Below are 18,914 nucleotides of genomic sequence, written 5' to 3'. Positions count from 1 at the left end.
GGCTTATTCAAAAAGGCGGCCCATGATCCGGGCCGCCTTTTTTTGTTTTCGCACGGTTTTTAGTGACCGGCACTTTCCATTTTGCGAGTGGCCAGAACTTTTTCCAGCCAGCCCAGTTCCATTTCCGGCACCGACTTCAACAGAAGGTCGGTGTAATCGTCAAATGGCGGGTTCAGGACTTCGGACCGCGGGCCGAAATCGACCAGCTTGCCCTGCAGCATCACGGCAACAGAATCGGCAATTGCACGCACAATTGCGATGTCATGGGTGATGAACAGGTAGGATACCTGACGTTCTTTTTGCAGACGCAGCAAAAGATCAAGGATGCCTTCGGCAACCAGTGGATCAAGGGCCGAGGTCGGCTCGTCACAGAGGATCAGTTCCGGCTGCGCGGCCAGGGCACGTGCAATGGCGACACGTTGCTTCTGCCCGCCGGAAAGTTCGGCCGGGTAGCGGTCATAGAAGGCTTCACCCATCTCGATTTCATCAAGAAGTTTGATGACTTCCTTTTTGCGTTCCGCACCACGCTTGCCGAAATAGAACTGCAACGGACGACCAATGATCTGCCCGACGGTCTGGCGCGGGTTCATGGCGGTATCAGCCATTTGATAGATCAGCTGGATACGTCGCAAGTGATCGCGTGACCGGTCCTTTTGGGCGTTGGACAGTTCCTCGTCACCGAATGTGACGCTGCCCTGGAAGGGCGGCAGCAATCCGGTGATGACACGGGCCAGTGTGGATTTACCCGAACCGGATTCCCCCACCACAGCCAGTGTCTGACCACGCGGCACATGCAGCGATACGTCATGAAGAACCTGCACCCCGTTGCCATATGCCGCCGAGATGTTTTCAACTTTCAGCAACGCATCGGATTGATCACGGGCTTCGGTCTGTTTGGTCTGGCGCACATTGACCAGCGCCTTGGTATATTCCTGACGCGGGTTTTCAATGATCTGCTGGACCGGGCCATATTCGACGGTTTCACCATTGCGCAGCACCATGATGTCATCGGAAATCTGGGCGACAACGGCCAGATCGTGGGTGATGTAAAGGGCGGCTGTGCCGGTCATTTCAATCGCATTCTTGATCGCGGCCAGAACATCAATTTGGGTGGTCACGTCAAGGGCGGTGGTCGGTTCGTCAAAGACAATCAGTTCCGGTTTGGAACAGAGTGCCATGGCGGTCATTGCACGTTGCAACTGCCCGCCCGAAACCTGATGCGGGAAACGGTTGCCGAAATTCTTGGGGTCGGGAAGACCCAGAATTTCAAACAGGTAGTCGGCCCGTTTGCGGGCCTCATCCCGGCTCATCAGGCCGTGTTCGACCGTGGCTTCAATCACCTGATCGCCCAGCTTGTGCGCCGGGTTAAACGATGCCGCAGCCGATTGGGCAACGTAACAGACACGTGCCCCACGGATCTTGCGGATCCCCTTTTTATCAAGCGGCAGGATGTCCTGGCCATCAAGCAGGACTTCACCGCCCGTGATGCGCACACCACCCCGGCCATAGGCCAGTGCCGCAAGGCCGATGGTGGATTTGCCCGCACCGGATTCCCCGATCAGGCCAAGCACCTTGCCCTTTTGCAGATCAAAGGAAACACCATGGACGATTTCGATATCCATCGGGGCTTCGCCCGGCGGGAAGATGGTCGCGCCAATGCGCAGATCGCGTACCGATAAAAGATCAGACATCGCCGCGGCCTCCTTTCAGGCTGGAAGTACGTTTCAGCAACCAGTCGACAACCATGTTGACACAGACAGCCAACGCCGCAATCGCGCCACCCGGAATAAGGGCAGCCTGAATGCCAAAGATGATGCCATCCTTGTTGTCCTTGACCATGCCACCCCAGTCGGCGGCGGGCGGTTGAATGCCAAGACCAAGGAAGGAAAGTGTCGACAGGAACAGGATCGAAAACGCGAAACGCAGCCCGAATTCGGCCAAAAGCGGCGAAAGCGTGTTGGGCAGAATTTCACGGAAGATGATCCACATCCGGCCTTCACCGCGCAGTTTGGCAGCCTCGACGAACTCCATGACTGCAACATCAAGGGCCACCGCGCGGCCCAGACGATAGACACGCGTTGAGTCGAGAATGGCCATCACGGCAATCAGGATGAAGATGTTTTGCGGCAGGACGGCCAACACCACGAGGGCGAAAATCAGTGTCGGGATCGACATCATCAGATCGTTCAGACGCGACAATCCCTGATCAATCGGGCCGCCGGAAACCGCGGCCGTGAAGCTCAGGAAAATGCCGATGGAAAACGAAAGGATCGATGCCGCAAGCGACACAAACAGGGTTGTCTGCGCGCCGTAAATCAGCCGTGACAGAAGATCACGGCCAAGGTTATCGGTGCCCAGAAGATAAAGGTCACTGGCCGGTTCCCAAACGCCCGCAACAATTTCGCGTTCCCCATAGGGCGCGATGAGCGGGGCAAAGACGGCACAGCCAAAAGCAAACAGAATGCCCAGAATTCCGATCCAGGCGGTCAGCGGGATTTCACGTAATCTCATCGCGGATGCCTCAGTCTCGGATTGGCGACAATGGCGACGATATCGGCCACCATATTGAGCAGGATATACACCGCCGCAAAGATAAGCCCACAGGCCTGCACTACGGGCATGTCACGCACTGTCACGGCATCAACCATATACTGGCCCATGCCGGGATAGACGAAGACAACCTCGACCACGACAACACCCACCACCAGATAGGCAAGGTTAAGCGCCACCACGTTGACAATCGGGGCAATGGCATTCGGCGCCGCGTGTTTGACGATCGCCTTGAAGGCGCCAAGGCCTTTAAGCTCGGCCGTTTCCATGTAGGCCGATGACATCACACTGATGATGGCTGCACGGGTCATGCGCATCATATGTGCAAGCACCACCATCACCAGGGTTGCCGTCGGCAGGGCAATTGCGGCCAGTCGTTCCGACCAGCCCATATTGTCATAGACCGTGGACGGGAAAGTCGCGACACCCATCTGCACGGCAAAGAACACAATCAGGATATAGCCGATGAAGAATTCCGGCAGGGAGATTGCTGCAAGCGACAGAACGTTGATCACCCGATCAGGAATACGGTTGCGATAGTGAACCGCCACCATGCCAAGCCCAACCGCAAGCGGGACCGAAATCGCCGCGGCGAAGAACGCAAGAAACAGCGAGTTGCCAAGGCGTTTGGTGATTTGTTCTGTCACCGGTGCACCACTGGCCCAGCTGTTGCCAAAATCGCCTTGAACAACACCGCCAAGCCATTCGAAATAGCGGGTGGTAATCGGTCGATCCAGGCCAAGGTCGGCGCGGATATTGGCAATCGCCTGCGGTGTTGCAGACTGACCAAGATAGGTTTCGGCAAAATCGCCCGGAAGGGCTTCGACTCCGGCAAAAATCAGAATTGATACAGCCCAGAGCAACAACAAACTCAAACCCAGACGTTCGGCAATCAGTACCGATAACGGATGGGTTTCTTTCAGTCTGTGTCGCGTGGCTCGTACGCCGGCCAAGGGATTGGCCATGAACACATACTCCCCCTTAATGGCCTGAACGGAAATTCAAGACGGGTGGGACGGCAAAGGATAATTTGCCTCCATCTGGAAATTTCGATCAGACCATGTGTCAAACAAACAGGCGAACAACAAGACGGGGACCACGGTCAAAACAACCGTGATCCCGCAAGTCTTCAATCATCGGGATGCAATGCACCCCGGCTGATTAGCTGTTGATCCACAGACGCGAAGCAACATAACCGTTCGACATGTCGTTCCCGATGTCATCGACAAAGCCGGAAACGTTGGTCGTGGTTGCGTTCACGAAGTCATTGAACATCGGCAGGATAAGACCACCGGTGTCACGGACCATCAGTGCCATGTCGTGATACATTTCCTTACGCTTGGCCTGATCAAGTTCAGCACGCGCTTCAAGAAGGATCTTGTCGAAGTCGGTGTTGAAGAAGCGGGTGTCGTTCCAGTCAGCACTCGACAGATAGGCCGTCGAATACATCTGGTCCTGGGTCGGACGACCACCCCAGTAAGAGGTCGAGAACGGCTGAACGTTCCAGACGTTCGACCAGTAACCGTCACCCGGCTCACGTTTGATTTCGATATCAATCCCGGCCTTTTTCGCGGTTTCCTGATAGAGAACCGCCGCATCGACAGCACCCGGGAAGGCGACGTCAGACGTGCGCAGAAGAACCGAACCCTCATGGCCGGACTTCTTGAAGTGGAAGGCTGCCTTGTCCGGATCATAGGAACGCTGTTCGATGCCTTCCGGGAACAGGGCATAGGTTTCGTTGATCGGGAAGTCATTGCCGACCTTGCCGTAACCGCCAAGGATCTTTTCGACCATGGTTTCGCGGTCCATCGCATATTTCAGCGCCAGACGCAGGTCGTTATTGTCAAACGGTGCGGTGTTGCAATGCATGATGAAGACATAGTGGCCGCGGCCCGAAGTGGTCTGAATTTCGACATTCGGTGCACGTTTCAGAAGGCCAACGGTCTTCGGATCAACGCGGTTGATGAAGTGAACCTGACCCGACGACAGGGCTGCCATACGTGCGGTGGCATCGTTCATCACGATCATTTCGACGGAATCAACAAATCCACGATCGGTGCGCCAGTCATTTTCGTTTTTCACGAAGGTTGCGCGCACGCCGGCTTCGAAGTTGTCGATCTTGAACGGACCGGTACCGATACCGGCATTCGGGTTATCGTAACCGCCGCCCGGCTGGATCACGAGGTGATAGTCGCTCAGCAGAAGCGGAAGATCGGCATTGCCTTCGGAAAGGGTCAGAACAAGATCGCCACCCTTGTTTTCGATGCCTTTGATCGAGCCCAGAACACCCAGCGCGCCGGACTCGGACTTTTCGTCGGTGTGGCGGTTCAGGGTTTTGACAACATCATCGATGGTCAGTTCGGAGCCGTCATGGAACTCGACGCCCTTGCGGATTTTGAACGTCCAGACAGATGCGTCGGCATTCGGTTCCCAGGATTCTGCAAGCGACGGTACGGCAAGGCCGCTGGTCGGGTGCGATTCAACCAGGGTGTCGCCCCAGTTACGGTTCATGGCAAAGGTGAATTGCGAAGAGGATTTTGCCGGATCAATAACGTCGGTCGAAGCCCCGCCCTGAAGGCCAAGTTTCAGATGCCCGCCGCGCTTTGGTTCCTGTGCCATGGCAGCCTTGCCATAAAGGCTTGTGGCAGCGGCAAGGGTCAGGCCGGCGGCCATCGAACGGCCGATGAATTCACGACGGTTCATTTCAGATGCTGTGACGCGTGACGCGAAATACTTGATAGGGTCAGTCATCCCTGTTCCTTCTCTGATGCTTTTGATTTTGCTGAATTATTTTAATGGTGTGGCAGATCCTACCCGCGATTTGGTTGTGCTTGGTTGTGCAGGTTGGGGTGTCGTTCAGACACAAACGGGCATGCAGCATGAAGATGTGCTGTTGCGCCATGGCACCGCTATTGCGCAGTTGATCAACTCCCCCGTTGGCCACAATAATTTTCCCTTTCGGGTATGTGCACGGCCATGGATGCCTGCCTTTCACAAGACGGATCCAGCAAATATGTCCATTCAGAACTTATGGTGTTCTGATCTGGAGGCACATGTTGTGTGGGACAGACAGTGCACAAATCGCGCACATCGTGACACGAGTTTGGGGGCTTCATCAAGCCAAGTGCGCATGGCCGTGCGATTTTTCGGCATCCGGGGATAGAGTTTTATCATGTGAAACTCTCTGAAAAATAGAATAGAAATCCGATGGATTTTGCCAAGAAACGCCTTGCCAATTAAGGGGTTTACGGGTGGAAAAGCCGATGGGTTGGACAGGCCGATTTTGATTGAGAAAAAATTTTTAAAATTTTCAAGTTCGAACATCGAAAATTCGCTTAAAGGCACCCGATGTTTTGTTTGGAAACCTGAAAAATAATCATCTGGCGATTCGACTTTAGGTGCAGTTTCCCAATGTGGTCAGGTCAATTTTCGGCAACGAGTACTGTCAAACCGTGTGACGGAATTTTACGGCAAATATTGCAGCATTGCTTGTGCGCACTTTCGAAAGCCCGTTTTTGATTTTGTAGACAGTCAATGTTAGGTTCTTTTCGCTGCCCTGATATTTCGTGAAACCACGGACTTCAGGGGTGGTGCACATAACGGAGGAATGAATGTATCAGAAGATGCTCGTGCCTGTCGATTTGGCCCACGTTGAAAAATTGGACAAAGCAATTAAAACGGCGGTCGATCTAGCCAAGCATTACAAGGCCGAGATAAGCCTTCTCGGTGTCGGTACCAATACGCCGTCATCGGTGGCACATACGCCAAAGGAATTTGAACAGAAACTTCAGGCTTTCGCCGAGGATCTGGCGTCCAAGCATGGTGTAAGCACCAAGGCAGTCGCGCATATTTCGCATGATCCGGCGGTGGATCTCAGCAAGGAACTTGTCGCCAAGGCCGACGAGCTTGGTGCCGACGTCATCGTCATGGCATCGCACGTGCCCGGTATTGCCGACCATATTTTTGCATCGCATGGCGGATATGTCGCGTCACACTCGGATCTTTCTGTATTCCTCGTGCGTTAGAGGATGCGGACGAACCTTTACGGCTAGGGGTAGCTGTATAATCATTTAACCTAGGGAGTTTCAAATGGGGTCTGAAGCTGACACGGGCATTGAAAGCCCGGACGGTGCAGCGAACCCGATTGATACAGAATATGAAATCGGGCAAGACAATATCCAAGCAGAGATCGGGCCATTTGGACTGGATGTCCATAACCCGGTCTTTCTGATTTCGGGTCTTGCGATTGTTGCATTCGTCTTTCTCACCCTGGCCTTTCAGGAAAGTGTCGGGCCGATGTTCAACGACCTGCGTGGTTGGCTGACATCGTCGCTTGACTGGTTCTTCCTGTCTGCTGCCAACGTATTTGTTGTGTTGTGTCTGTTTCTGATTGTCTCGCCGCTTGGCCGTGTGCGCCTTGGTGGTGCGGATGCAACACCGGATTATTCCTATGCCGGCTGGTTTGCCATGCTGTTTGCTGCAGGCATGGGCATCGGTCTTATGTTCTATGGTGTGTCAGAACCGATTTCGCACTTCACATCCTCGATGGGTGGAATTGCTGTCGGTGAAGATGGTCTTCGTACCGATTGGGCGCCGCTTGGTGCGGCCGCCGGTGATGCCGATGCTGCATTTGATCTTGGCATGGCTGCAACCATTTTCCACTGGGGTCTTCACCCGTGGGCGATCTATGCCACTGTCGCACTGGCACTGGCACTGTTTTCGTTTAACAAGGGCCTGCCGCTGACCATTCGTTCGATCTTCTATCCGATCTTTGGCGAACGTGTGTGGGGCTGGACCGGTCACCTCATTGATATTCTGGCGGTGTTCGCAACCCTGTTTGGTCTTGCGACCTCGCTTGGCTTCGGAGCGGAACAGGCCAATGCCGGGCTTGATTACCTGTTTGGCATTTCGGTTTCCGATACATCGAAGGTTTTCCTGATTATCGGGATTACCGGTGTTGCACTTATTTCGGTGCTGGCGGGGCTTGATGCCGGGGTGAAGCGTCTGTCGGAAATCAACATGATCCTTGCAGCACTTCTGTTGCTGTTTGTGGTTCTGGTTGGTCCGACGATGGAAATCATCACCGGTTTCTTCTCGAGCCTGCTGTCATATGCGCAATATCTTCCGGCACTTTCAAACCCGGTCGGTCGTGAAGACGCCAACTTCAGCCAGGGCTGGACGTCCTTCTATTGGGCTTGGTGGATTTCCTGGTCACCGTTTGTCGGCATGTTCATTGCGCGTGTTTCGCGTGGTCGTACCGTGCGTGAATTCATCACCTGCGTTCTGATTATTCCGTCGCTGGTGTGTGTTCTGTGGATGACGGCCTTTGGCGGCACCGCGGTGCATATGGTGACCGAAGGCGTTACCGCCATTGCCGAAGCAGGTCTGCCGATCAAACTGTTCACCATGCTTGATCAGCTTCCGCTGCAAGCCATCACCTCCTTCATCGGGATTGTTCTGGTGATCGTGTTCTTCGTGACCTCGTCTGACTCTGGTTCGCTTGTGATTGATACCATCACCGCAGGCGGCAAGGTCGACGCACCGGTCCCGCAGCGCGTGTTCTGGTGCACCTTCGAAGGTCTGGTTGCAATTGCATTGCTGCTGGGCGGTGGTCTTGGATCATTGCAGGCGATGGCGGTTTCGACCGGCTTCCCGTTTGCGATTGTCCTTCTGATGGCCTGTTATTCGATCATCCAGGGTCTGCGGACCGAACCCAAGGCCGTCGGTGCCAATTCCGAGGCGACGGTCAGCAAGGACTAGAATATCGACATATGCGTATCTCGCCGTTTGGCGGTTATGATACCTGTCAAAGAAAAGGGGCACCAACTGGTGCCCCTTTTTTCATTTCGCGCAAGCATGGTGCGTCGGCGGTATGAGATTGATGCCAATGTGCTTATTGTGCGGCGGGTGTCAGCTCGATAACCATGTCGCCGTCATTGTCCTTGAGAACAAGACGCCCATCAACAACGTCCCAGCTGCTGACCAAGACGAATGCGCCGCTAAAGGCATTTTCGATCTGCATAGCGTCGCCGGCGATGCACATCTTTCGTGTCATGGCGAGCTGCGCGACACCGAGTGACGATCCCGCTTGTTCGTAACTACCTGAATACTGATTGCAGCCCGCATTGCCCGACACCATGCCTTCGCTGGAAAATGTGGCGGTCGCCATGACAGGCGGGGTTGGCGACAGGGTGCTGTTGCCATCAATGACCTGCACCAGTTGCCATTCCTGATCGGTTACACTTGCCCAGTCTGTTGTCATGTTGCCTGTGGATGCGGTGCCGCAGGCCGCAAGTGATGCCAACGCCACCAATGCCAAAGGCAAGCCGATCCTGTGTTTAACCTGACGCATATCTGAATTCCTGTAATGCTTGCGCGGCCTCCGCGCGATCCTGTTATTCGCAAATTCTGGTGATGGTATCATATTTTTCAATGTCGTTTGCGCCAAAGGCGCTTCTGGTCGCACCCAAAACGGCTTTGCGCGCAGGGATGGCTTGGGGCTATGTTACGGATCCTGCAGGCGCATGATCCTTGCGCTCGTTTCCCGGTTCCAAAGCCCCACTTTGAAAATCAAGGTTACCTGACGATGAAGATTTCCGTGAAAGATGCCCACGCACTTGTGTGCGAAACTTTGATGCGTTGCAATGTGCGGGCAGACAATGCGGCCTCGGTCGCAACGGCACTTGTGACGGCTGAGGCATCCGGGCAAGGTGGGCACGGTTTTCGTCGCGTGCCGGCCTATAGCGCGCAGGCAAAGGTCGGCAAGGTTGATGGCATGATCAGCCCGATCTTTGAAAAGCCGACACCTGGCGTTTTGCGCATTGATGCGCAGCATGGATTTGCCTATCCGGCACTGGATCTGATGATGGATCAATTGCCCGACATGGCCCGCGCCCAGGGTATTGCGATTGCCGCAATCCACAGGTCGCATCATGCGGGGGTTATGGGGCTTACGGTCGAACGTCTGGCAGAAAAGGGATTGGCGGCGATGATGTTTGCCAATGCCCCGGCGGCCATGGCGGCATGGGGTGGGCGGCGCCCGATGTTTGGCACAAACCCGATTGCCTTTGGTGTACCGGTCGGGGATGCCGGTGATCCGATCATCATCGACCTTGCACTTTCAAAGGTCGCGCGCGGCAAGATCATGGCCGCCAAGCAAAAGGGTGTCGCCATTCCCGATGACTGGGCGCTTGATGTGGATGGCAATCCGACCACCGATGCCGTGAAAGCCATTGATGGCACGATGATCCCGGCAGGTGGGGTCAAGGGGGCGGCACTTGCCATGATGGTGGAACTTCTTGCGGCTGGTCTTACCGGTGCACAGTTCGGCCACCAGTCTTCGTCACTTTTTGATGACAAAGGTGCGCCGCCTGCGCTTGGACAACTGATCATAGCCATTGATCCCAAGGCAACCGGCGGTGTCGGTGTAATGGAGCACCTTGCCTATATTGCCAACGAGATTGCGGCAGAAGAAGGCGTGCGTTTGCCAGGGCGTCGCGGCAAGCAGGCGCGCGCACTTGCCGAAGCGCAGGGGCTTGAGATCGAAGACGACGTCATGGAGACCATCAGTCAAATTAAATAAAGTTCGTGGTCGATGTGTCTGTGTCGGTGTCAAAAGGGTTGATGCAGAATGTTTGACTGTTCTGTAGATTTAAAATTGGATATTCATCAGACAAATTCTTGTTGATAATTTTGAAAATATTACAGAAATAATGTCGAAATTACTGGTAAATACTTCGATGAATTCTTGATGTATAGACAAGTTTAATTGTTGTCGGGGCGATATGCTCTGCGTAATCATCGAACTGTAACATCAGTGTCACCGTAGAGTCGCGGTTTGTGCGTAGCTTCTTCATCCAGCGAAACACATTCAGGCGACTCTTTTGATGCTGGTTGTAGATATCTCTGGACTGAACAAAAGCTTTACCCGTGACAAGCGTGCGCTTAGCGGCGTCAAACTGCAGGTGCGGGAAGGCGAGATGGTGGCGCTGATTGGCGCATCGGGTTCGGGTAAATCCACACTAATCCGTCATATTGCCGGTTTGCTGCGCGGTGATCGCGATGGCGGCAAGATCGTCGTGTTTGGCGAAACCATTCAGGAAAATGGCAAGATTTCACGCGGTGCCCGCAAGGTGCGCTCCGAGATTGGTGTTGTTTTCCAGCAGTTCAATCTGGTTAGCCGCCTTTCGGTTCTGACCAATGTCCTGATGGGGCTTTTGGGCCGTGTTCCGGCATGGCGCGGCTCGCTTGGTCTGTTTACCAAAACCGAAAAGATGCGCGCCATGAGTGCGCTTCATCGTGTTGGCATTGATGCCCATGCGTCGAAAAAGGCGCGTAACCTTTCGGGTGGTCAGCAACAGCGCGCAGCGATTGCGCGTACCATTACCCAGGGTGCCCGACTTATTCTTGCTGACGAGCCGATTGCATCACTTGATCCGGCATCGTCCCGCAAGGTGATGAACACGCTTGATCGTGTGAACCGCGAAGACAACGTCACCGTCATCGTATCGCTTCATCAGGTTGATTACGCAAAAGACTACTGCAAACGCACCATCGCCATGCGCGATGGTGAAGTCGTTTTTGACGGACCGTCAAGCGAACTGACGCCGCAATTCCTTCAGGAACTTTACGGCGAACATTCTTCCGAACTTTTTGCCGATGGTGCGGCAAAGGCCGCAGAGCCAGTTACACGGCCCATCGCAGAAAAGGACCTGGCTGTCGCAACAAGCTAGCCGGGCCAGTTGTCATGACTGCCTTACCTTCTCGAAACATGTCGAAATCTATTCTGACAGGGGACTTCTTATGAACGTTAAGACAATCGCATCCGCAGCATTTGCGGCCACGATGCTGGCATCCGTCGTTGCCAAGGCCGATGTTGAATTCAAGCCGCTCGAACAGGATCCGGAAACCATCGTTTTCGGTATCATTTCGACCGAATCTACTTCCAACCTCAAAGCTCAGTGGCAGCCGCTGATCGATGACATGGAGGAAGCTCTTGGCAAAGACGTCGAGGCATTCTTTGCACCGGATTATGCCGGCATCATCGAAGGCATGCGCTTTGGCAAGGTTCATGTTGGCTGGTTCGGTAACAAGTCGGCAATGGAAGCCGTTGACCGCGCCGGTGGCGAAGTCTTCGTTCAGACCTCCAAATCCGATGGTTCGAACGGTTACTACTCCCACATCATCACGCAGGCTGACAACGACAAGGTCAAAACCCTTGAAGACATGCTGAAATGTGATGGTTCGCTGAACTTCGGTATCGGTGATCCGAACTCGACCTCGGGCTTCCTGGTTCCGTCCTATTATGTCTTCGCCAAAAACGGCGTTGATCCGAAGGAATGCTTCAAGACTGTTCGTAACGCCAACCACGAAACCAACCTGATGGCGACTGCCAACAAACAGGTTGATGTTGCTGCCAACAACTCCGAGCAGCTTGGCCGTACCAAAATGAACAAGCCGGAAATCACCGACAAGGTCAAAGTCATCTGGACCTCGCCTCTGATCCCGTCTGACCCGATGGTTTACCGTAAAGACCTGTCGCGCGAACTGAAATCCGAAATCAAGGCATTCTTCCTTGGTTACGGTCGTTTCGGCGATGTTGAAAGCGCCAAGGAAGTTCTTGCCAACAACTCCGATGGCATGGGTCTTTTCATGGAAAGCTCGAACGCGCAGCTTTACCCGATCCGTCAGCTGGCCCTGTTCAAGGACAAGCTGAAAATCCAGAACACCGAAGAGCTTTCTGCTGAAGAAAAAGCAGAACGCGTTGCCGAGATCGACAAGAAACTTGCTGAACTCGACATCCTGGTTGCTTACCAGTAACCGACTTTTCGACAGGGAGTGCATCAAAGATGCGCTCCCTGTTTGCTTTTAATTCCGGGATTTGAACGATGAACAGCAGCATTTCTTCGACATCATCTGTCGCAACGGAGCTTCCGCCGCGTGACCTTAAGCGGTCGGCATCAAGCTTCCTGCTTTGGGCGATCATCCTTGGACTTCTGGCCATGTCGTGGGAGGGGGCAGATATGCGCCCGATGGCGCTGTTTGAAAACAGCGGCAACATGGTCGACTTTGCCGAGGGCTTCTTCCCGCCCGACTTCCTGATGTGGAAGATGTATGTCGCAGAAATGTGGATCACCATCCAGATTGCGATCTGGGGCACAGCGCTTTCCATCGTTTGTTCGATCCCGTTTGGTATTCTTTCTTCTGAAAATATCGTCCCTGTCTGGGTCTATCAGCCGGTCCGTCGCCTGATGGATTCCTTCCGCGCGATCAACGAAATGGTCTTTGCCATGTTGTTCGTGGTCGCGGTCGGTCTTGGCCCGTTTGCTGGTGTTCTGGCCCTTTGGATTCACACCACGGGTGTTTTGGCCAAACTGTTTTCCGAGGCGGTCGAGGCGATTGATCCCGAACCGGTCGAAGGCATTCGCGCCACCGGTGCCAATGCGCTTCAGGAAGTCATCTTTGGTGTGATCCCGCAGGTCTTGCCGTTGTGGATTTCCTATTCGCTCTATCGTTTCGAGAGCAACGTGCGCTCTGCTACCGTGCTGGGCATTGTCGGGGCTGGTGGCATTGGCATGGTGCTGTGGGAATATATCCGTGGCTTCTATTACGCGGAAACAGCGGCAGTCATGATCATCATCATTATCTCGGTCAGCCTGCTCGATATGGTGTCCCAGCGTCTGCGTAAACTGGTGACCTGATCATGGCGTTTAAGATTACGCAGGCCAAACCGGCAATGAAGGCATTGTCGGAACAGCCCACGATTGACCAAACAGCGATTGTCGTTGATTGCGAAATGGGGATCTGGACCGAAGTTGGTGCACGTACCTCGATGCGCGAAACGAAAATGGATGACTATTCCTATGTCGTGAATGACAGCGAGATCATCTATTCCGATATCGGCAAGTTCGTGAATATCGCCGCCCATACCCGCATCAACCCGGGACAGCACCCGATGGATCGGGCATCGATGCATCATTTCCAATATCGTTCCAGAGCCTATGAACTGGGCGAAGATGACCCGGCGTTTTTTGACTGGCGTCGCGAAAAACGCGTGCGTCTGGAGCATGATGTCTGGATCGGGCACGGCGCGATTGTGCAGGGTGGTGTCACCATTGGCATCGGTTCGGTGGTTGGATCTGGTGCGGTGGTTACCAAGGATGTCGCGCCCTACACGATTGTGACAGGCATTCCGGCTGTCCCCCTGCGCCCCCGGTTTAAGGCAGACATCGTCGATGCCCTGTTGCGCATTCGCTGGTGGGATTGGTCGCATGAAATGCTGCGCGAAAGGTTGCAGGATTTCCGAACGCTTCCGGTGCGTGACTTTTGCCTGAAATACGATACGGTTTAACCGATCAATATTTCTCAGTGTTATGATGGATGCCGAAGGTTAAGCTACTGACCTTCGGCGTTTCTCGCCACGTCACCCGTTTCCAGAGTTCACTCATGACCGACCAATATCAACGCTACGCGCTTTATTATGCGCCAGAACCGCAAAGCGCGTTGGGGCAGTTTGGCAATGCTTGGCTGGGGCGTGATCCGGAAACCGGAAACCAGTTGGCCCGTCCAACTGTTGCGGGCCTGACAGAGGCCGAGATTGTGGTGGCAACCACGTCGCCGACGCGATACGGCTTTCATGGCACCCTGAAACCGCCATTCGCACTGCCAAGCGGAATGGATTGCAGTGACCTGGAAGCAGCCGTTTCGCGCCTTTGCAAAACGACTGCACCGGTAACGTGTGGGCATCTGGTCTTAAAGGCGATGGGTCGTTTTCTGGCCCTTGTTCCAACCGAACCCGTCGCAGATCTGGTCGACCTTGCGGCAACACTGGTGCGCGAACTGGATTACTTTCGCCAGCCCGAAGACGAAGCGGCAATGAACAAACGCCGTGCTAGCGGTCTGACGGATCGGCAGGAAGCCTATCTTGTGCGCTGGGGCTATCCCTATGTGATGGAAGAATTCCGCTTCCATCTGACATTAACCAACAAGCTGTCAGACGACCAGATCGATCCCTTCGAGGCGGCACTGTCCGGCTTTGTCGCACCGCTGTGTCAGGAACCATTTACCGTTCGCGAAGTCTGTCTGTTTGGTGATCCGGGGGATCAGAAACCGTTCAGATTGCTGAAGCGCTTCCCGCTTGCCGGATAAAAATGCTGCGCTTTTAAGGTGCAGCATTTTGGGATGGCTGAAACAGCCTCAGGCGCGGTTTGCAATCGGTTATGGCATTTCAATTGCGCGGATGAAACGTGCGATGCCGGTTTCAAGATCGGCATCATTATCAACATGAACAACATGATCGCCCTCGATCTGATAGGCGGATGCGCGCGCAAGCCGGCGTTCGATATCAGGGGCATCTTCGCGACCCCGGGCTTCGAGCCGTTTGCGCAATGCTTCGCTGCTGGCGCGGATGCTGATCACCCGGACGTTGTTTTGCCCGACAAGGGTACAGGCATCGCCAATGACGCTGCGCGATACATTGACGATGACGGTTTTGCCTGCCTCGACCTCGCCAAGAACATGGCGTGGGATGCCGTAGCCCAGATCATGGGCCATCCAGCTCAGCAGGAACGCCCCCTGACGTGCCATTTGCCCGAAATCTTCGGGCCGGACGGGGATGTGTGTTTCCCCAGCCGATCCGGCCGGGCGGGTGATGCAGCGCCGTGGAAAGCAGAACTGCTTGTCATCAGCCAGTCTTTCGCGCGCTGCATCGAGAAGGGTGTCCTTGCCGACGCCACTTGGACCGACGACAAGGACCAAAAGGCCATATCCTGATCTGCAATTATGTGCAGGCGCCCCGGTCATGACACCCGCACACCTTCGCGCCAGACGCCGCGTACAATCGGATGATGAGGCGAATGGTGTACACGGATCAGGTCGCCGCGTTTGCCAACCGCGATCTCCCCGCGATCATCAAGCCCGACCTGGGTCGCCGGATTAAGCGACACAGTGCGAATGGCACGTGGCAGATCGTAGCCTTCGAACTCATCAAACAGTTTCATCGCACCGTGCAAAAGACTGTGCGGGACATAGTCGCTTGATATGATGTCGAGGTAACCCTGCTTTGCCAGCTCGCCTGCCGCAACATTGCCGCTGTGCGATCCGCCGCGCACAAGGTTCGGGCCCCCCATCATCACACCAAGCCCACCTTCATGGGATGCCTTGGCGGCTTCAAGCGTGGTCGGGAATTCTGCCACGGTCATTTTGTCTGCAACCGCCTCGGCGACGTGTTCGGCGGTTGCGTCATCGTGGCTTGCGAGTGCCAGGCCCTTGGCATGGGCCTGCTCGACCACATGACGGCGATGCTTTTCGGAATAAAGCTCTGCATCACGACGGCGGGTGGCGATGAATTTGCGCATTTCCTCGTCGTTCAGGCCGTATTTGCCCTGATAGTAGGTGTAATAGGCATCAAGGCTGACGAATTGGCGCTGGCCCGGTGTGTGATCCATCACCGAAAGCATGCTGACCAGTGGCAGGTCAATCAATTGACCAAGGGCCTCGACCATGCCCGGGAAGGATGTCTCGCAGCGCAGATGCAGTTTATGGTCCGCACGCAGCAATGCATTTTCCAGCGCGTGTTCAAGGGCATTGACCGATTCAATCAACCTGACAATGCGTTCCGACCCTTCATTGACGTCACCGATGGATACCGCATCAAACACGGTGGTGATCCCGGCACTGGCAACCTGATTGTCATGGGCAACAACGGCGGCTGTTGCTGGCCAGCGGGTCTTGGGGCGCGGGGTCAGGTGCTTGTCGAGATTGTCGGTATGCAGCTCGACCAGGCCCGGCATCAAATAGTCGCCACCCATGTCCTCTGCCCCTGGCAGGTTCGAAGGACGATCGGAAATATCGCTGATCTTGCCGTCCTTGACCTGCACTGCGCCATCAATGACTTCGTTGGCCAGAACGAGTTTGGCATTGGTAAAAATCTGTTCAATCATTGGCCCCAACTTTAAACGAAGTCACATCAAACGACCCGGTGCAGACGGCATCACGGGTTTCGTGGTCATGGAAAATACCGGCAATCGCCGCACCACGGCTTTTGGCTTCTTCAATCAGCGCCAGAACTGTGGCGCGATTTTGGGCGTCAAGCGATGCGGTCGGTTCATCCAGCAGCATGATCGGATAATCGGCAACAAAGCCACGCGCAATATTCACACGCTGCTGTTCCCCACCCGAAAAGGTCAGCGGCGAAAGCTGCCACAAACGTTCCGGGATGCGAAGACGGGTTAAAAGATCACGTGCCTTGTCAGTCGCGGTCTTGCGATCCGTGCCAAGGGCCACCAGCGGTTCGGCAACGATATCAAGGGTCGGCACCCGCGGGATCACGCGCAAGAACTGCGACACATAGCCCAGCGTGCGCTTGCGGATATCAAGGATCGAGTGCGGGCTGGCGGTGGTGATATCAAGCCAGTCGCCATCGTGGAACACCTTGATGGAGCCTTGCGAGCATGTGTAATTGGCATAAAGCATGCGCATGAAGGTACTTTTCCCGGAGCCGGATTCACCGGTCAGCGCGATGCATTCCCCTGCCGAAAGCATGAATTCGACACCTTCGAAGACCGGGATGGTCACGCTGCCCTGTGTGTGCAGGGTAAAGCTTTTGGCGACGTTTTGAGCATGAAGCATTTCAGACATTTTCTTCGCCCCGATCAGTTCTGCAGAATGGAAGAAACGAGCAGCTGGGTATAGGGATGCTGCGGATCATCAAGGACCTGATCGGTCAGGCCGTGTTCGATGACCTTGCCCTGTTGCATCACCATCAGCCGGTGCGAAAGAAGCCGTGCGACGGCCAGATCGTGGGTGACGATGATCACCGCAAGATTAAGGTCGTGAACCAGCCCGCGCAGCAGATCGAGCAATCTGGCCTGAACAGAAACATCAAGCCCACCCGTGGGTTCGTCCATAAAGACGAGGCGCGGGCTGGTTACGAGGTTACGGGCAATCTGCAAACGTTGCTGCATGCCGCCCGAAAAGGTTGAAGGCAGGTCGTCAAGGCGTTCAGACGCAATTTCGACCTTTCCCAGCCAACTGTCCGCATTGCTGCGGATATTGCCGTAATGACGATCACCAATCGCCATCAGCCGTTCACCGATATTGGCCCCGGCACTGACATTCATGCGCAATCCGTCACGCGGGTTCTGGTGCACAAAGGCCCAGTCGGTGCGCATCAGAAGACGACGCTGGGCTTCGGACATCTCATAAACATCGCAAATCCCGTCAATTCGGGTCTGGTATTCGACTGTGCCCTTGGTCGGTTCCTGCTGGGCAGAAATGCTGCGCAGCAAAGTTGATTTACCCGATCCGGATTCCCCAACGATGCCAAGCACTTCGCCCGGGCGAAGTTCAAAGCTTACATCCTTACAGCCGATCCGGTCACCATACACCATGGTCAGGTCATCAACGCGCAGAAGCGGTTCGTTTGTCTGGGTCATTATTCTGCTGCCTTTTCACGCTTTGAATTGCCAAGCGGCTGGTCATGATGTTGCGGGCCACGATGGCCGGCTTGCTGTCGTTCTGCGCAGTAATCGGTGTCTGAGCAGACAAACATGCGGTTGCCCTGATCATCGAGGATGACTTCATCAAGGTAACTGTCGCGCGCACCGCACATGCCGCATTCGTCTTCCCAGGTCTGGACTTCGAACGGATGGTCTTCGAAATCGAGGCTTTTGACCTTGGTGTAGGGCGGCAGGGCATAAATACGCTTTTCACGACCGGCCCCGAAAAGCTGAAGCGCTGCCATATTGTTCATTTTGGGATTGTCGAACTTTGGCGTCGGCGACGGGTCCATCACATAGCGATCATCGACCATAACCGGATAGGCATAGGTGGTCGCGATATGGCCATGACGCGAGATGTCTTCATAGAGCTTTACGTGCATCAGGCCGTATTCTTCAAGCGCGTGCATCTTGCGTGTTTCGGTCTCGCGCGGTTCGAGGAAGCGAAGCGGTTCGGGGATGGGCACCTGATAGACCAGCACCTGATCTCCACGCAGTTCCTTTTCGGGAATGCGGTGGCGGGTCTGAATGATGGATGCCTCGGCGGTCTTTTCCGTGGTGGCCACTTGCGCGGTCTTGGCAAAGAACTGGCGGATGGACACCGCGTTGGTGGTATCATCCGCCCCCTGGTCAATGACCTTCAATGTATCATTCGGTCCGATCACAGCAGCCGTCACCTGAACACCGCCCGTGCCCCAGCCATAGGGCATTGGCATTTCGCGTCCGGCAAACGGCACCTGATAGCCCGGTATCGCCACGGCCTTAAGCAGGGCACGCCGGATCATGCGTTTGGTCTGTTCATCAAGATAGGCAAAGTTATAGTCCGGTGCGCCGTCGGCCGGATTTTGGACAGTCTGTTCCATGGGA

At 54.9% G+C, this 18,914-nt stretch carries 18 protein-coding genes; 8 read left to right on the top strand and 10 right to left on the bottom strand.

Features of this window, described 5'->3' with window-relative positions; genetic code table 11:
* Positions 1 to 59 precede the first annotated feature (59 nt).
* From DY252_RS20460 to DY252_RS20445, 4 genes are all read right to left on the bottom strand, one after another.
* Positions 60 to 1,691, bottom strand: coding sequence for an ABC transporter ATP-binding protein (locus DY252_RS20460; RefSeq protein ID WP_008889681.1), 1,632 nt, complete (start codon positions 1,689 to 1,691; stop codon positions 60 to 62).
* On the bottom strand, positions 1,684 to 2,511 hold the full coding sequence (locus tag DY252_RS20455; RefSeq protein WP_008889682.1) for an ABC transporter permease: 828 nt from the start codon (positions 2,509 to 2,511) through the stop codon (positions 1,684 to 1,686). The genes DY252_RS20460 and DY252_RS20455 overlap by 8 nt, the downstream gene beginning before the upstream one ends.
* Positions 2,508 to 3,515, bottom strand: a complete 1,008-nt coding sequence (locus tag DY252_RS20450; protein ID WP_064788658.1) for an ABC transporter permease — start codon at positions 3,513 to 3,515, stop codon at positions 2,508 to 2,510. Before DY252_RS20450 ends, DY252_RS20455 begins: the two co-directional genes overlap by 4 nt.
* A 196-nt stretch (positions 3,516 to 3,711) precedes the next feature.
* Positions 3,712 to 5,301, bottom strand: coding sequence for an ABC transporter substrate-binding protein (locus DY252_RS20445; RefSeq protein ID WP_064788659.1), 1,590 nt, complete (start codon positions 5,299 to 5,301; stop codon positions 3,712 to 3,714).
* An 860-nt stretch (positions 5,302 to 6,161) separates the two neighbouring features.
* Here DY252_RS20445 and DY252_RS20440 point away from each other — a divergent pair.
* Positions 6,162 to 6,575 carry a universal stress protein gene (locus DY252_RS20440; RefSeq protein WP_063089282.1) on the top strand — a complete coding sequence of 138 codons (414 nt, stop codon included), beginning with the start codon at positions 6,162 to 6,164 and terminating at the stop codon, positions 6,573 to 6,575.
* A 64-nt stretch (positions 6,576 to 6,639) separates the two neighbouring features.
* A complete protein-coding gene (locus tag DY252_RS20435) occupies positions 6,640 to 8,310 on the top strand; it encodes a BCCT family transporter (RefSeq protein WP_064788661.1) in 1,671 nt (556 codons plus the stop codon).
* A gap of 133 nt (positions 8,311 to 8,443) precedes the next feature.
* Here the strand turns inward: DY252_RS20435 and DY252_RS20430 are convergent, their stop codons facing one another.
* Positions 8,444 to 8,902, bottom strand: a complete 459-nt coding sequence (locus tag DY252_RS20430; protein ID WP_064788662.1) for an META domain-containing protein — start codon at positions 8,900 to 8,902, stop codon at positions 8,444 to 8,446.
* 234 nt (positions 8,903 to 9,136) lie between these two features.
* Here DY252_RS20430 and DY252_RS20425 point away from each other — a divergent pair, with 234 nt between their 5' ends.
* From DY252_RS20425 to DY252_RS20400, 6 genes are all read left to right on the top strand, one after another.
* A complete protein-coding gene (locus tag DY252_RS20425; RefSeq protein WP_064788663.1) occupies positions 9,137 to 10,132 on the top strand; it encodes an Ldh family oxidoreductase in 996 nt (331 codons plus the stop codon).
* Positions 10,133 to 10,436: 304 nt separating this feature from the next.
* Positions 10,437 to 11,282, top strand: a complete 846-nt coding sequence (gene phnC / locus DY252_RS20420) for a phosphonate ABC transporter ATP-binding protein (protein ID WP_008889690.1) — start codon at positions 10,437 to 10,439, stop codon at positions 11,280 to 11,282.
* 70 nt (positions 11,283 to 11,352) lie between these two features.
* Complete coding sequence (gene phnD / locus DY252_RS20415) at positions 11,353 to 12,369, top strand: phosphonate ABC transporter substrate-binding protein (protein ID WP_008889691.1); 1,017 nt, start codon at positions 11,353 to 11,355, stop codon at positions 12,367 to 12,369.
* Positions 12,370 to 12,437: 68 nt separating this feature from the next.
* Positions 12,438 to 13,250: a phosphonate ABC transporter, permease protein PhnE gene (gene phnE / locus DY252_RS20410; protein ID WP_008889692.1), complete on the top strand. Its 813-nt coding sequence runs from the start codon at positions 12,438 to 12,440 to the stop codon at positions 13,248 to 13,250.
* A gap of 2 nt (positions 13,251 to 13,252) precedes the next feature.
* Positions 13,253 to 13,900, top strand: coding sequence for an LbetaH domain-containing protein (locus tag DY252_RS20405; RefSeq protein WP_064788664.1), 648 nt, complete (start codon positions 13,253 to 13,255; stop codon positions 13,898 to 13,900).
* 95 nt (positions 13,901 to 13,995) lie between these two features.
* Positions 13,996 to 14,697: a DUF1045 domain-containing protein gene (locus DY252_RS20400; protein ID WP_064788665.1), complete on the top strand. Its 702-nt coding sequence runs from the start codon at positions 13,996 to 13,998 to the stop codon at positions 14,695 to 14,697.
* 69 nt (positions 14,698 to 14,766) lie between these two features.
* On the opposite strand, the gene phnN is transcribed toward DY252_RS20400, so the two are convergent.
* The 5 genes from phnN to DY252_RS20375 are packed head-to-tail and all read right to left on the bottom strand — an operon-like array spanning position 14,767 to position 18,910.
* Positions 14,767 to 15,306, bottom strand: coding sequence for a phosphonate metabolism protein/1,5-bisphosphokinase (PRPP-forming) PhnN (phnN, locus tag DY252_RS20395; protein ID WP_082923452.1), 540 nt, complete (start codon positions 15,304 to 15,306; stop codon positions 14,767 to 14,769).
* Between the two features lie 41 nt (positions 15,307 to 15,347).
* Positions 15,348 to 16,490: an alpha-D-ribose 1-methylphosphonate 5-triphosphate diphosphatase gene (locus DY252_RS20390; RefSeq protein ID WP_064788667.1), complete on the bottom strand. Its 1,143-nt coding sequence runs from the start codon at positions 16,488 to 16,490 to the stop codon at positions 15,348 to 15,350.
* The gene (phnL, locus tag DY252_RS20385; protein WP_064788668.1) at positions 16,483 to 17,187 is read right to left on the bottom strand and encodes a phosphonate C-P lyase system protein PhnL; all 705 of its coding nucleotides are present in this window, start codon (positions 17,185 to 17,187) and stop codon (positions 16,483 to 16,485) included. Before phnL ends, DY252_RS20390 begins: the two co-directional genes overlap by 8 nt.
* 14 nt (positions 17,188 to 17,201) lie before the next feature.
* Positions 17,202 to 17,984 carry a phosphonate C-P lyase system protein PhnK gene (gene phnK / locus DY252_RS20380; RefSeq protein ID WP_064788669.1) on the bottom strand — a complete coding sequence of 261 codons (783 nt, stop codon included), beginning with the start codon at positions 17,982 to 17,984 and terminating at the stop codon, positions 17,202 to 17,204.
* Positions 17,984 to 18,910: an alpha-D-ribose 1-methylphosphonate 5-phosphate C-P-lyase PhnJ gene (locus DY252_RS20375; protein WP_064788670.1), complete on the bottom strand. Its 927-nt coding sequence runs from the start codon at positions 18,908 to 18,910 to the stop codon at positions 17,984 to 17,986. The genes phnK and DY252_RS20375 overlap by 1 nt, the downstream gene beginning before the upstream one ends.
* Positions 18,911 to 18,914 lie beyond the last annotated feature (4 nt).

The organism is Thalassospira indica, from assembly GCF_003403095.1.
GTDB lineage: Bacteria > Pseudomonadota > Alphaproteobacteria > Rhodospirillales > Thalassospiraceae > Thalassospira > Thalassospira indica.
This window is presented reverse-complemented; position numbering and strand designations above follow the sequence as displayed.